Source organism: Massilia sp. TWR1-2-2 (assembly GCF_049897565.1).
In the GTDB taxonomy this organism is placed as follows: Bacteria; Pseudomonadota; Gammaproteobacteria; order Burkholderiales; family Burkholderiaceae_D; genus JAFCUW01.
This window is the reverse complement of the sequence record NZ_JAFCWM010000015.1, coordinates 150111-162030: the sequence shown is the minus strand read 5'-3', so window position 1 is coordinate 162030 and position 11920 is coordinate 150111. Positions and strand designations below refer to the sequence as shown.

The 11920-nt window shown below is 62.8% G+C and carries 16 protein-coding genes, 1 tRNA gene and 2 pseudogenes; 10 read left to right on the top strand and 9 right to left on the bottom strand.

Annotated elements, in window-relative coordinates; genetic code table 11:
- The 5 genes and pseudogenes from ACP7DD_RS16255 to ACP7DD_RS16235 all read left to right on the top strand — a co-directional run.
- Positions 1–103 (top strand): annotated as a pseudogene (locus ACP7DD_RS16255) (elongation factor Tu); the annotation flags it as partial.
- Positions 104–267: 164 nt separating this feature from the next.
- Complete coding sequence (rpsJ, locus tag ACP7DD_RS16250) at positions 268–585, top strand: 30S ribosomal protein S10 (RefSeq protein WP_099789501.1); 318 nt, start codon at positions 268–270, stop codon at positions 583–585.
- Between the two features lie 182 nt (positions 586–767).
- Positions 768–935 (top strand): type II toxin-antitoxin system RelE/ParE family toxin, encoded by a 168-nt coding sequence (locus ACP7DD_RS16245; RefSeq protein WP_426175840.1) that lies wholly within the window; start codon positions 768–770, stop codon positions 933–935.
- A gap of 155 nt (positions 936–1090) precedes the next feature.
- A complete protein-coding gene (locus tag ACP7DD_RS16240) occupies positions 1091–1411 on the top strand; it encodes a helix-turn-helix domain-containing protein (RefSeq protein ID WP_426175839.1) in 321 nt (106 codons plus the stop codon).
- Positions 1412–1506: 95 nt separating this feature from the next.
- Positions 1507–1583: transfer RNA gene (locus ACP7DD_RS16235), tRNA-Val, on the top strand.
- 90 nt (positions 1584–1673) lie between these two features.
- Here the strand turns inward: ACP7DD_RS16235 and ACP7DD_RS16230 are convergent.
- Both ACP7DD_RS16230 and ACP7DD_RS16225 read right to left on the bottom strand, forming a co-directional pair.
- Positions 1674–2465, bottom strand: a complete 792-nt coding sequence (locus ACP7DD_RS16230) for a hypothetical protein (RefSeq protein ID WP_426175838.1) — start codon at positions 2463–2465, stop codon at positions 1674–1676.
- Positions 2419–2799: a hypothetical protein gene (locus ACP7DD_RS16225; protein ID WP_426175837.1), complete on the bottom strand. Its 381-nt coding sequence runs from the start codon at positions 2797–2799 to the stop codon at positions 2419–2421. Before ACP7DD_RS16225 ends, ACP7DD_RS16230 begins: the two co-directional genes overlap by 47 nt.
- Before the next feature lie 99 nt (positions 2800–2898).
- Here ACP7DD_RS16225 and ACP7DD_RS16220 point away from each other — a divergent pair, with 99 nt between their 5' ends.
- Positions 2899–3354 carry a DUF2784 domain-containing protein gene (locus tag ACP7DD_RS16220; RefSeq protein WP_426175836.1) on the top strand — a complete coding sequence of 152 codons (456 nt, stop codon included), beginning with the start codon at positions 2899–2901 and terminating at the stop codon, positions 3352–3354.
- Here ACP7DD_RS16220 and ACP7DD_RS16215 read toward each other — a convergent pair.
- Positions 3346–3522: a hypothetical protein gene (locus ACP7DD_RS16215; RefSeq protein ID WP_426175835.1), complete on the bottom strand. Its 177-nt coding sequence runs from the start codon at positions 3520–3522 to the stop codon at positions 3346–3348. The two genes, ACP7DD_RS16220 and ACP7DD_RS16215, sit on opposite strands and share 9 nt — an antisense overlap.
- A gap of 31 nt (positions 3523–3553) precedes the next feature.
- On the opposite strand from ACP7DD_RS16215, the pseudogene ACP7DD_RS16210 reads away from it, so the two are divergent.
- From ACP7DD_RS16210 to ACP7DD_RS16195, 4 genes and pseudogenes are all read left to right on the top strand, one after another.
- Positions 3554–3721 (top strand): annotated as a pseudogene (locus ACP7DD_RS16210) (winged helix-turn-helix domain-containing protein); the annotation flags it as partial.
- A 10-nt stretch (positions 3722–3731) separates the two neighbouring features.
- Positions 3732–3857, top strand: coding sequence for a hypothetical protein (locus ACP7DD_RS16205; RefSeq protein ID WP_426175834.1), 126 nt, complete (start codon positions 3732–3734; stop codon positions 3855–3857).
- A 147-nt stretch (positions 3858–4004) separates the two neighbouring features.
- A complete protein-coding gene (locus tag ACP7DD_RS16200) occupies positions 4005–4313 on the top strand; it encodes a helix-turn-helix domain-containing protein (RefSeq protein WP_426175833.1) in 309 nt (102 codons plus the stop codon).
- Positions 4310–5665, top strand: a complete 1356-nt coding sequence (locus tag ACP7DD_RS16195) for a HipA domain-containing protein (RefSeq protein WP_426175832.1) — start codon at positions 4310–4312, stop codon at positions 5663–5665. Before ACP7DD_RS16200 ends, ACP7DD_RS16195 begins: the two co-directional genes overlap by 4 nt.
- Before the next feature lie 69 nt (positions 5666–5734).
- On the opposite strand, the gene ACP7DD_RS16190 is transcribed toward ACP7DD_RS16195, so the two are convergent.
- From ACP7DD_RS16190 to ACP7DD_RS16165, 6 genes are read right to left on the bottom strand one after another with little or no spacing between them, the layout of a single operon-like run.
- A complete protein-coding gene (locus ACP7DD_RS16190; protein ID WP_426175831.1) occupies positions 5735–6952 on the bottom strand; it encodes a TerD family protein in 1218 nt (405 codons plus the stop codon).
- Position 6953: 1 nt separating this feature from the next.
- Positions 6954–7886: an HpcH/HpaI aldolase/citrate lyase family protein gene (locus tag ACP7DD_RS16185; protein ID WP_426175830.1), complete on the bottom strand. Its 933-nt coding sequence runs from the start codon at positions 7884–7886 to the stop codon at positions 6954–6956.
- Entirely contained in the window at positions 7879–8967 is a 1089-nt protein-coding gene (locus tag ACP7DD_RS16180) for a cysteine protease StiP family protein (protein ID WP_426175829.1), read from the bottom strand. Before ACP7DD_RS16180 ends, ACP7DD_RS16185 begins: the two co-directional genes overlap by 8 nt.
- The gene (locus ACP7DD_RS16175) at positions 8964–9725 is read right to left on the bottom strand and encodes a hypothetical protein (RefSeq protein ID WP_426175828.1); all 762 of its coding nucleotides are present in this window, start codon (positions 9723–9725) and stop codon (positions 8964–8966) included. The genes ACP7DD_RS16180 and ACP7DD_RS16175 overlap by 4 nt, the downstream gene beginning before the upstream one ends.
- Positions 9694–10860: a phosphoribosyltransferase domain-containing protein gene (locus tag ACP7DD_RS16170; protein WP_426175827.1), complete on the bottom strand. Its 1167-nt coding sequence runs from the start codon at positions 10858–10860 to the stop codon at positions 9694–9696. The genes ACP7DD_RS16175 and ACP7DD_RS16170 overlap by 32 nt, the downstream gene beginning before the upstream one ends.
- A complete protein-coding gene (locus tag ACP7DD_RS16165; RefSeq protein WP_426175826.1) occupies positions 10857–11876 on the bottom strand; it encodes an ATP-grasp domain-containing protein in 1020 nt (339 codons plus the stop codon). The genes ACP7DD_RS16170 and ACP7DD_RS16165 overlap by 4 nt, the downstream gene beginning before the upstream one ends.
- Between the last annotated feature and the right edge of the window lie 44 nt (positions 11877–11920).

The window sequence follows — 11920 nt, the reverse complement described above, 5'->3', positions numbered from 1 at the left end:
CAACCCGATCGCGATGGAAGAAGGCCTGCGCTTCGCCATCCGTGAAGGCGGTCGTACCGTCGGCGCCGGCGTCGTTGCCAAGATCCTCAGCGAAGGTAAATAATCTTAGGGGAAAGACCTGCGGGTCTGTCCCCTCTGATTAATGCTGTCGTTTAGTAGTAACAGCGCAGGGGCCTTCGGGTTCCTGCCCTGCAGTTTTATAGTATAATGTCGGTCCCCCATATATTGCCGTGCGATAAGCGCGGTTCGCTCTTTAGAGGAAATATCATGTCCGCACCAAACCAGAAAATCCGCATTCGCCTGAAAGCATTCGATTACAAACTGATCGACCAGTCGGCACTCGAAATAGTCGAGACCGCCAAGCGCACCGGCGCCGTCGTCAAGGGCCCAGTGCCACTGCCAACGCGCATCCAGCGTTTTGACATCCTGCGTTCGCCGCACGTCAACAAGACTTCGCGTGACCAGTTTGAGATCCGTACGCACCAGCGTCTGATGGACATCGTCGACCCAACGGACAAGACCGTTGACGCGCTGATGAAGCTGGACCTGCCAGCAGGTGTAGACGTCGAGATCAAGCTGCAATAATCGTGGTAAGGGCGGCCAACGCCGCCTCAGAAAATGCCGGAGCCGCATATGCGCCTCCGGTTTTTTTTCGGCTGCGCTTCTGGCCTTTGTCGTAAGGAACCCGGCGCCTGTCGTTAGACTGGAAAATGTCGCACTGCTGCTTGACACTATAAGTGCTCAATTTTGATAGAATAAAACTCGCCATGCAGCCCCGCGACAAACCGCCGTTCGCCAGGTTCGTCAAGAAACAGCGCGCTCCACTGCAGTTGGCCATCGAAGACGCCGTCAACTTGATTCTTGAAGACCCGACCATCGGGGAAAATAAGGTGGGAGATCTCAAGGGCATATGTCTTCAAGTCTTGGCAGGCTAACGTCGAGTATCTGTTAGCTTATCGCCCGCCGACGGAATTAGGGAAACCGGGGAGAGACGTGGAGGTCGAGTTGCTCTACATCGATTTTTATAAAGTGGGTTCGCATGAGAACTTCTATGCGGACCTAAAAAAGTATCTGAAATCAGGAGATGACCATGAGTCAGCTAACCGCCGAAGCGGTTTTTCGTGACTTGCGCAATCTGTCGAGGAATGAAAGAACGAAGTTCTTCGAGCTGTCGAGTGCCGGGCTTCATGAAGAAGATAGCACGCATCAGCAGGTGTTTGGACACTTGGAACAGATGCAGTTTACCGCGGCCCAAGCGGCCGATTATCTGGACATATCAATGTCGACATTCCGGTGCTACGTCAATGCAGAGCGCCTGCGGGCATCCAGCAAGATAGGCCGCAGCGATATGTTTTCCACCAACGACCTGAAGGCGTTCAAGCGCTCGCTTCGAGACGTAAAACGCGCTTGATTGCAGTACGACGTTTCAGTCTTGGCACCGCTTGCACTTTTTTCGCGTGCGCCCTTGTATGGTCCTGCCATCGCCCGCTATAATGCGTCCCCTCAGGGCGGTTAGTTCAGCTGGTTAGAATACTTGGTCGACATCCAAGGGGTCGCAGATTCGAATTCTGCACCGCCCACCAGAATAGAAACGCAGCGTCGCGTAAAGGCGACGACAGATTGGGGCCGGGCGAGTTCGCAACGATGCGAGCGACCCCGGCCCCAATGCCGTTTTACGGGCGCAAGCCGTAGGCGGCGACGAACGCGGGCACGCCGTTCGGATTGGCCAGTTTCCATTCTTCGAATTCGGGCCGGTAGCTTTCGCGGTACATTAACAGCAGGATGGCCGCCTCCAGCGGCCGCTCGGCGTACAGTTTGCGCAACGTCGGCAGGGCGGGATCGCTCAACGGCCGCTCTCCTTTTGCCAACGATTCGCGATCAGTCTCCAAGGCGGTACCCAGGGCGGCGAGTTCCAGTGCGTATGAAGAGATCGCCGGATTTTTCTCGCGCGCCGCGATCAGTCCCAGGCCGTATCCCAGCCAGAAAGTGCCGTCGGCGCTACCCTCGGCAAAATCGCGCTGCAATTCGATTTCGCGCTTGCCCCCTTCCTTGTTTGCGGCTACGCTGGCCTTGCGCACAAACGCGAAACGCTTCAAGGCCAACTTCGATGGCGCGGCCAGCTTATCCCAATTCGGCAACTGGTTTGGATGGGCGGCGATTGCCGCAAACAAGGCGCGCTCAACCTCCTTGATGTTGCCTTGCCGTTCGAACGTATCGGCAAGGAAGCGCCACGCTTGGCTGTTGAGAGCTTCAATCTGCGTCGCCTTGAGGAAGTGCTGTTCGGCCTCGGGCCTCTGACGCTGCACGAAAAAACAGTCGCCGGCGTACACCAAGGCGGTTGAATACAAAGGATCGGCCTGAGCCGCTGCTTGATATTTCGCCAACGCGTCAGCGAAGCGGCTTTGCTGGAACAGTTTTTCACCTTCGGCCAGCAGCGCCGCCGCCGCCGCTGTCGGCTGGTGCAAGGGATCCGGGTGTCTGCTCGTCGAGCAATTTTCGAAGAAGTTCTTGCGCAACCGGGTCGCGCTCGTTCCGCGCCAGCGCCTCCCGCGCCGCCGCCGCCGCTTGCTTGGACAGTCGGCTTTTCGCCTCGCCACTGGCGCCGGCGGCGGCGTCATACAATATTCCTGCAATCATGTGCATCGGCATCGAAGAGGTCTTGTCCGCCGCCGCCTTCACCAGCGTCTCGTACGCTGCCTTCACATTGCCGGCTATCTGCAGCTGTCGCGCTGCCTCGACCAGCTCTCGACCAGCTGGGTTGATCGGGATGTCGGCCCACACGCCGGAATCGAAGCGCACATGATCAGCGCGGCAAGACAAAGAGGTCGCAGCAACATGGTTATCCTTCGCGTGGAGTTGACAACTTTGCAGCGTGACACCCTTGTTGCTATTTGCGCTATGTTGCCGCAACAGGTGTATGCTTTTCCGATGACGCTCGATGCCTACCGATTGCTTGCCAACGCGGTCCTGGTCGCCCACCTCGGCGTGGTGCTGTTCATCGTCGCTGGCCTGGTGCTGATTCTGCTTGGCGGCAAACTGCACTGGCGCTGGGTCAGAAATTTTTGGTTCCGCGTGCTGCACTTGGCGGCCATCGGTTACGTGGTGGCGGAATCCTGGTTCGGCATCGACTGTCCGCTGACCACCCTCGAGCAATGGTTGCGCCAGCGGGCCGGGCAAGGCGGTTTCGACGATGACTTCATCGCCCACTGGGTCGGCCAAGTGATGTTCTACCAGGCGCCGCCGTGGGTGTTCACGATGGTGTATTCGCTGTTCGGCTTGCTGGTATTGGCCAGCTGGCTGCTGGTGCGGCCGATGCCCCGTGCGCGCCAGGCGAAATCGGCAACTTCACCCTGACTTGTTGCTCGCTGCACAAAAGAACGCGATACGCGCGTGATGAAAACGATCCTGATTGCAGAAGACGCACTCGCCATTGCGGACAGTATCGCGGATGCCCTGCGCGCCGGCGGCCCGGACGCGCCGGCCCTGCTGGTGCTCGACATCGGCCTGCCCGACTTTGCTCAAGACGATGCTCGAGCATCCCGCCCATGTGCTGTCGCGCCCGCAACTGATGGACCGCGTGTGGGACGGCGCCCCCGATACGCTCGAGCGCACCGTCGACGCTCACGTCAAGTCGCTGCGCGCCAAGCGGCGCGCGGTCGATCCCAACATCGACCCGATCCAGACCCACCGCGGCATGGGCTACAGCCTGGTAGTTGCATGAACAGCGCCGCATGAAGATCGGGCTGCGCGTCCTGCTCGGCTACTTCCTGATCGTCGGGCTGTCCGCGTGGTTCCTGCTCAACGTGTTCGTCGAGGAGGTCCGTCCTGCAAACCGGCGCCGGAAGCCAGTGCAATGAATCGATGAGCACCATAGCGATGTACTCGCGTCGTTTAAGCCTCGAATGGCCAGTACCCGGAACGAATCGATGCTATCGCATTGATTTGTTGACCGGGTCGGGCGGTCAGGCCATAATCGATCCCAACGCATCGATTTTGGAGCAAGCATGTTGATCGACATACGATCGCCTGACGAACTGGGTCTGCTGATCCGGGCGGTACGAAAGCATCAGAAAATGCGTATGGACGACGTGGCCGGCAGCGCCGGCGTCGGCCCGGTATTTGTCAGGGAGGTCGAGCGCGGCAAGGAAACCGTCCAGCTCGGGCGGGTCATGAAAATCCTTGCCGAACTTGGGATTGCGTTGCGTGCCGACGTTCCGGACGAAGTGGAAGGCAGCCTGGCACAACTCAAGCTCAAGGGCGTGAAGCCTTACACACCGAGGAAATCGGTCACCTCATCGCCGGCCAGGAAATGACCTTGCGCCAACTTGAGGTGTTGGTCAATGACGAGCTGGTCGGCATTCTCGGCGAGGAAAACGACCTGTGGCAGTTCGCTTACGCCGACCAATGGATCGCTGCGGAACAGGGGTTTGACTTGTCGCCGGCGTTGGCGCGTCGCCAGCGCGTCATTGTCGATGGCGCGTCAAACCGGCCGGTTCAGTGGTACTTCGACAATCTGCTGCCGGAGGAAGCGCTGCGTACGGTCATTGCAAAGGATGCCGGCCTGAATGCCGAGGATGGATTCGGGCTGCTTGCGTACTTCGGCGCCGAATCGGCCGGGTCGCTGGTGCTGCGTGACCGGGCCAATCCAGTGCCTGCTGACGCCGGTGTAAGGCCGCTGTCCCTGGAAGAACTCAATGCGCGCATACTAAATCTTCCCAATGCATCGCTGACGAAGGACGCACCGAAGCGCATGTCGCTGGCGGGAGCCCAGCACAAGATGCTTGTGATTCTCGATGGCGACGCCCTGTATGAACCATTGCCCGCAACGCCATCGACGCATATCCTCAAGCCGAACTTCCAGGGGGGCGCATATCCGGCGTCCGTCATGAACGAATATTTCACGATGCGGCTTGCCAAAGCGGTCGGCCTGGACGTGCCAGTGGTGCATCGACGCTATGCGCCGCAGCCTGTGTACATGGTTGATCGTTTCGACCGGATCGTGCCGAAGGGATTGGCGGCCGGTCGGCTCGCACAGCGCGCCGACGAAGTGCGGCGCAGGCACGTCATCGACACCTGCCAGTTGCTCAACAAGTCGCGGGCGTTCAAATATTCCGCGGCGCGGCTCGACACGCTGGCCGACGCGTTGACGCATTGCAGGTCGAAGGCGGCCGCCAGACTGCAGTTGTACCGCTGGATAGTTTTTAATGTGCTGGTCGGTAACGGTGATAACCACCTCAAGAACATCTCATTCCTGGTTGGCGCCGATGGTATTAACCTTGCGCCCGCCTACGATATGCTTTGCACCGCAGTCTACGACACCAAGGCGTTCGCCGGTGATGGCGCACGCTGGCCGCATACCGAGTTGGCATTTTCGGTCGGTGATGCCAAAACGTTCGGCGACATCGAGCGCGAGCATCTGCTGATGGCAGGCAAGGTGTTGGGCTTAGCGGAGCGCACGATCCATCGCGAGCTGGACGATCTGCTGGCCGCCGTGCCGCGGGAGGCCGACAAGCTGATCGAAGCCATACAGAACGTGCAGGATCAATCGCTTCAAAACTGCCCAGATCCAGATGCGGCACGACGTTTTCTTGCCGGCGAAATGCGGCTGCTGCGCGCCGCGCGAGGCATCATATTCGCCGAAATGACCGCGCGCCTGGCGAAATAGCCGGCGCCATATAAGGAGTCTGACCCGTCGTGTGGGTCAGACCCCGGTTTCGTTGGCGCAGGCCGGAACTTAGTCTTTCCTGCCGGTCGTCCAGCGCAGGCCAAAGCCGAACTTGCGGTCCATCATCTCGTGCGCGCTGATCTTGCCGTCCTGCGCGAAATAGTCGACCAGCTTGGTCACCTGCAGGCTGCCGCCGACGTTCTCGATCATCGCGATGCCGCACATCATCTGGTTGCCGCCGCCATCCAACCGCACTTCGATCGGCGCCTGGTCCGGCATCTTGATCGAAACTACCGCGTCCGTTGCGGACCAGTTCGGCGCGCCCTTGTAGATGAAAGTGAAGATCAGCGCCCGCTTGATGTCGTTGAAATGGTCGCCGTTGATGTGCAGGTTCTCGCCTTCCTTGGTCTGGCCGGTGCGGTCGTCGGCGGCCAGCTTGATGAACGGCGGCCGGTCGAGTTCGCCCCAGGCATTGCCCAGCGCCTGCACCAGGCCCTTGCGCCCATCGGCCATCTCGTACATGCAGCCAAGGTCGAGGTCGATGCCGGTGCTGGCGGCGGCGCCGGTCAGTTTGGCCAGAAAGCCGGTCTTGGCTGGCGCCGGCGGCGTGGCGTTCTGGTTCCAGTTCAGGTTGACGTGGATGGGACCAAAGCCGCGCGCGCCGCGCTTGTCGAGCGACACCTTGTCGCCGCGCTTGTCGAGCGTCACTTTCGACAGCGACACCGGTTTGGCGGCAGGCACGGGCGCGGCTGCGGGTGCCGGCATTGGCGTTGCAGCGGGCGCCGCCTCGGCGCCGCCGAAGTGCGCCAGCAGCGACGACAGCCCGCCATTGAAACCCTGGCCGACCGCGCCGAAGCGCCAGACATTGTCCTTGCGATAGATCTCGCCGACGATGACGGCTTTTTCATCCTGGAAGTCGGCGCCGGACCAGGCGAAGCGCACCGTCGACGACAAGGTCAGCGCGCTCGGGCCGATCGTGCGCATGGTGCCGTTGCCGTCGATGGCGGCAACGAACACCAGCTTCATGATCGACGCCGGCAGCGCCTCCAGGTTCAAGGTGAAGCGCGGCTTGTCGCCCAGCTCGAGCTTGACGGCGCCCTCAGGACTGGCGAGCTGGTTGTAGAACACCATGTAGCGCTCGTCGGACAGCTTGTCGTTGCTGTCGACGCCGAAGCACGACACGTCGACCGACATGCCGCCGGCGGCGATGTCGAGTTCGACGGTGATCGGCAAATTGCAGCCGAGGTCGGCGAGTTTGCCTTTTTGTCCGCGCGAGAATTCGTTCATGTCAGTCTCCCTGAGTAAGTTTGAGTTCGCCCGTCGTCGTCGCCGGGGTGGCCGCTTCGTGAGGATGGGCGCCGAATACATCCGACTGGTCCACCATCCGTTGCGCCCAGGCACGGTGGGTGGTGACTTCGCACATCGAATCGTGCATTTTAAACACGGCTGGCGCGTTGACGTCCAGAATCGCGCGGGCCGCCTCGAGGTCATGCGGCTTGACCCGGTAGTGCTGCTCGATCGGCGTGATCTGGGTCGGGTGGATCGCGGTCTTGCCGACCATGCCGTAGGCGATGTCTTCCAGCACTTCCTGGTCGAGCAACTCGGGCAGGTCGAGGTGTTCGAATACCGGCGCCGTCAGCACAAAGCCGTAAGGGCGAAAGGTCGTCACCAGGCTGGCGATCACCGGCCCCAGCGGAGTGCGGTAGATCGTCATGCCGCGCGGACGGCGCAGGCCCAGCAGAGCCAGCAGGTCGTTGCCGCCGATGCGCAGCGCCAGGATGCGGCTGCGCACGCCGGGCGCTTCGAGCACCTTGCGAAATTCGCGCATCTCGTCGTCATTGAAGACCTCGGCCGTTTCCAGCGTCGGCATCAGCAAGTGGGAGGTGTCGCGTACCTGGCGGAAATATGCGTCGAAATTGTGACGGGTCGACTTCGGCAGCACGAAGCCGGTCAGCTTGTCGGCGCCAGGCATGGCCAGCACGCGCGCCATCACCTCGGGATTGCGTACCCGCACGAAGCGCTCGGCGCTGCTGTCGCCGCGCATGTTGGCCAGCACCACCGACAGGTTGAACAGCGCCCAGCTGAGGTCGCGATCGGCGACCGAGTCCTCGGTGCAGAAAATCAGCGAGCGTGCGTGGCCGATGCGCTCGCCATCGGCGACCGCCATCAGGTCCTTGTGGTTTGCCGGCACATACAGTGAGGCGCCCATCGATCTAGCCATCCAGTGCACTCCTAATCAGGGAAACCGCGTGGTAGGGCAGGGCCCGGTCTTGCACCATCGGTACATTTTTTTCTTGCGCCAGCAACAGCAGGTGCGCCACTTCAGCTGCGCCGGCGTCGCGCACGATCAGCAGGCGCGGCGTGCGGCGCAGTAATACCCGCGTCGCTTCGCCGATGCCCGGCTTGACCATGTTGACGTCGCCGATGCCATGCTGCACCAGCGCCGCCAGCATGTAGGCGCGCGACACTGCCGCCGCCTGCTCCTTGTCGGATGGGGCGGCCGGCGGGCGCGGCTGGTCGGCCAGCGCCAGTGCCTGCGCGGCCAGGCTGTCGGCGAACGAACGCGACTGGTCATGCGCGGCGAACTGCTGGTAGTACACGCAACCGTGAAAATCATCCGGTCCGATCGCATCATTGAGGATCGAACGGCTGATCAAACCGGACACAGTAGCGTTCAGGATACTCGAAGGGATCAGGTAATCGTCGCACGATGCGGCGCACGCGGCCGTGCCGGCCAGGTCCGACAGCACGTACAGGCCGCCGTCGATGGCCGTGCCGCGGCGCAAGTTGAACTCGGCCACGGCGTCGGCCAGCTCGCGCGAGATGACGCCCTTGCCGGTCCAGCCGTCGATGAACACGATCGACTCGGGCGCGTGGCCCTGCACCAATATGTGCTCGAGCGCCACCTGGTCGATGCCGCGGTCGCGGATGATCGACACCGAATAGTGGGTCGATGCGCGGCCGAACACGGCCGGCAGCAGGCGGTTCAGCACCACGCCGACCGGCGTGCCGGCGCGCGCCAGCGACACCAAGGTCACCGGTCCGCTGCGCCGCTCGGCGATCAGCGCCGCCAGCGCCAGGCAATCGGCGGCCATGCGGCCCATGTTGGCGCTGCACGCCTGCTCGAAGACGCTCAGGTATTTGGCCGACGGCAACGATTCCGGCGACAGCATCTCGCTGTAGTGGCGCTGGCCGGACTGGATCAGGTATTCCTTCTCGGCGACATCGACGAAGCCTTGCAGCGGCAGCGGCTTGAGCAGGAAGCTGACGTCGGCGGCGTCGTAGCTGCCCGAAAAACTCATAGCGTCCCCAAGGTCAGGCCGGCCAGCTGGGTGCGGCTCGGCACGATGGCGTAGTCGCAGGCGGCCATGAAGCGCGCGTCCGACTTGCTGTCGCCAATGCCGAACGTCAAGATGTCGCCATGTTCCTCGCGCAATTTTTCCGTCACATAGGCCACCGCATGCGACTTGTTGAGCGCGTTCGGCAGCACCGCCAGGTTGTTGCCGTTGCGGTGGATGAAGTAATCGCGCGCGCCGGCGTCGAGCCACGGCTGAACGACGTCGCGTTCGATCAGCGCCAGGCGCTCGGCGTTCTTCTCGGGATCTTTGACCACCACGTAGAACGGCGTGGCGAAGTCTTCGATGATGCGCGCGCGATGGCCGCGGCCGCTGCTGGCGCCCCAGGCGTCGATCAGCGCGGCCAGTTCCTGCAGGCCGGGCAGGGCGGCGTGCATGGCGTCCTGCATGCGCGCCAGCCAGATCTGGTCGACCTTGCCGTCCGGACCGAGCACGATGCCGCCGTAGTCGAGCACGGCGTAGCTGGTACACGCCAGATGCACGCGCTGGAACGCGTTCAGGTTGCGCGCGGTGGCCGGGATGATCGTCATGCCGTCCTGCGCGAAAGCGATGAAGGCGCGTTGCGCCGCGGTAGTAAACGAGATCGGCGCGCCGTCCTTGAGGAAGGCGGCCGGCTCCAGCGTGTCGCGCTCATGGCACTTCTCGAGTGACTGGAACAGCGTGTCGTCCAGGTCAGCGAACAGGAATTTCTGAAACTTCTTCAATGTGTGTCTCGGTCAGGAAATGGAAAAGGCGTGCGTCGAGTTCGCCCGCAAGCTCGAACAGCGCCGCGTTCGGCGCCGTTTCGTGGCAGATGAAGACGTGGTCGTACTGCCCGCGCCGCACGTTATACAGGAAGTTGGCGATGCCTTCGCCGTAGTTGTCGGGAAAGCGCATGGCGGCCGATACGGCGCCCCAGGTCAGGATCGGCGAGCGCGTGGTCGACTGCACCACCACGTCGGCGCCGTGCCGCTCCAGCGCCGCGCCCAGCAGGTAGGACGCATGCATGAATTCGCCCGTGCCCAGCACCAGCACGTTTTCGCGCGGGCCGATCTGCGCGGCCAGCAGCGACGCCAGCGCTTCCGGCGTTTCCAGCGCGCGTTGCAAACCGTAGCGGCCGAAACCGGCGTTGGCGCCGCGGTCGGCATCCGGATCGAAGCGCTGCGCTTCGCCGCCGGACGGCGTGAACTGGCCCGGCGCGAACGAATACCGGCCGCTGGCGGACGCGCCCAGGGTCACCGGCAGGCCGAAGCGTTCGCTGAGGGCGGCCGTGGCGTCGACGCCCATGAAATTGGTGATGGTGGCCAGGTGCACGCGCTCGATGCCCGGGTTGAGCGTGCGGCAGGCGTCGGCCAGATTCTGGAACGTGTTGCCGGTGCTCGCTTCGTCGTCGACGAGTACCAGCGCCCTGGCGTGCATCAGCAGCTTGCGCTCGGCGTCGCCTGCCGGCAGATGCAGGAACTGGCGCGGCGCGTGGCTGTGCGCTTCCTGGAATTCGATGATCGGGGCGTCGCCGACGCGGTAGCGCGAGGTGTGCAGAAACAGCGCGTCCTGCCCCGGATGGGCGCGCAGCCAGGCTTCGAACACGCCCTGGCCGAGGCCAATGGCCGTTTCCGCCATGGCGATGAATACCAGCGGCCCCGGCATGGCCGGCACGGCGGCGGCCAGCGTTTCGTGGATGGTGGTCATCAACGACGGCTTGACCGGCCAGTGCTTGCCCAGCACCTTCGACAGGAACAGGAAGCCGCGCTTGGCGTTGTCGCGCGCGGCAAAACCCATCAGTTCGTCCAATGGAAACTCGCTGGCGTCGATGGTCAGTTCCAGCGCGCCGGTCGGCAACGCCACGCGGTGCAGCGTCATGCCAGCTCCGTGGCCGAACTCAGTTCAGCGACGCGGATGCCGTTGCGCACCGGCGGCACCACCACCTGGTCGAAGCCGTCGGCAAAGCCCGACAGCGCAATCCACGGCAAGTTCGGCCCGGCCACGCAGGCCATGCCGATGCCGCCCGACATGCGCGGGTTGATCTCCAGCAGCCGCAATTCGCCGCCGCCTTCGCGGAATTGCACGTTGAACACGCCGTTCAGCCCGTGCGTGCGGGCAAGCTCGGCGGTGGCGTCGAGGATGTCCTGGCGCATGTCGATCAGCTGGCCGCGGCCGGCCGTCATCGCCTTCTTGCGCGCGATCGCAGTCACCAGGCGGCCCTGGTCGCCGACGCAGTCGACGCTGAATTCGTGGCCGTCGAGGTATTCCATCAGCAGCATGGTGCGAAATTCGCCCAGCTCGCCGATGCCGCGGCGGAAGTCTTCCAGCCCGATGTGGTACTCGGTGCCGGCCAGCAGCAGGGCGGCGCTGCTGCGCTCCTCGTCGAGGATGGCGAAGCCGAGGCCGAACACCGAGTTCGACGGCTTGACGCACAGCTTGGCGTGGCGCGGCCGCAATTCGGTGAAGCCGGCCTCGAATTGGGCCAGCGACTCGAACGGCAGGAACTCGGCCACCGGGGCGCCGGGCAGTTCGGTGGTGGCGTAGAAGCGCGCCTTGTCGTGGATCAGTTCGAGCTGGTCCTGCGAGGCTGCGCTGAGGACGCGCGTTCCTTGCGCGGCAAAGCGTGCGTGCTCGGCTGCCAACGCGGTCGAGGCCTTGCCTGGAATAAAAATGTCGACCTTGTGCTCGCGGCAGAACGCCAGGCACCAGTCGATGTAGGCGTCGGTGTCGAGCCCGGTCGGCTCGTCATGGAACTCGTGTGCGACGCGCGCCGCGGCGACGTGCGGGTTGGCGTTGCTATATATAAGGTGGAAGCGGCCACCGCTATCGGCTTCGCGGATCAGGCTGATGGCAGCGGACACGGACGAAAACGTCCTGTTGAACCAAACGCGCATGGGTACTTTCGTGTGGGGGATGAATCGATTCGTTGCAATTGCGG

What these genes read in the sequence shown, in the direction of transcription:
- rpsJ (WP_099789501.1), top strand. Translation starts at nt 268, where the DNA reads ATGTCCGCACCAAACCAGAAAATCCGCATTCGCCTGAAAGCATTCGAT.
- ACP7DD_RS16180 (WP_426175829.1), bottom strand. Translation starts at nt 8,967, where the DNA reads ATGAGTTTTTCGGGCAGCTACGACGCCGCCGACGTCAGCTTCCTGCTC.
- ACP7DD_RS16220 (WP_426175836.1), top strand. Translation starts at nt 2,899, where the DNA reads ATGTTGCCGCAACAGGTGTATGCTTTTCCGATGACGCTCGATGCCTAC.
- ACP7DD_RS16165 (WP_426175826.1), bottom strand. Translation starts at nt 11,876, where the DNA reads ATGCGCGTTTGGTTCAACAGGACGTTTTCGTCCGTGTCCGCTGCCATC.
- ACP7DD_RS16185 (WP_426175830.1), bottom strand. Translation starts at nt 7,886, where the DNA reads ATGGCTAGATCGATGGGCGCCTCACTGTATGTGCCGGCAAACCACAAG.
- ACP7DD_RS16170 (WP_426175827.1), bottom strand. Translation starts at nt 10,860, where the DNA reads ATGACGCTGCACCGCGTGGCGTTGCCGACCGGCGCGCTGGAACTGACC.
- ACP7DD_RS16190 (WP_426175831.1), bottom strand. Translation starts at nt 6,952, where the DNA reads ATGAACGAATTCTCGCGCGGACAAAAAGGCAAACTCGCCGACCTCGGC.
- ACP7DD_RS16240 (WP_426175839.1), top strand. Translation starts at nt 1,091, where the DNA reads ATGAGTCAGCTAACCGCCGAAGCGGTTTTTCGTGACTTGCGCAATCTG.
- ACP7DD_RS16245 (WP_426175840.1), top strand. Translation starts at nt 768, where the DNA reads ATGCAGCCCCGCGACAAACCGCCGTTCGCCAGGTTCGTCAAGAAACAG.
- ACP7DD_RS16200 (WP_426175833.1), top strand. Translation starts at nt 4,005, where the DNA reads ATGTTGATCGACATACGATCGCCTGACGAACTGGGTCTGCTGATCCGG.
- ACP7DD_RS16195 (WP_426175832.1), top strand. Translation starts at nt 4,310, where the DNA reads ATGACCTTGCGCCAACTTGAGGTGTTGGTCAATGACGAGCTGGTCGGC.
- ACP7DD_RS16205 (WP_426175834.1), top strand. Translation starts at nt 3,732, where the DNA reads ATGAAGATCGGGCTGCGCGTCCTGCTCGGCTACTTCCTGATCGTCGGG.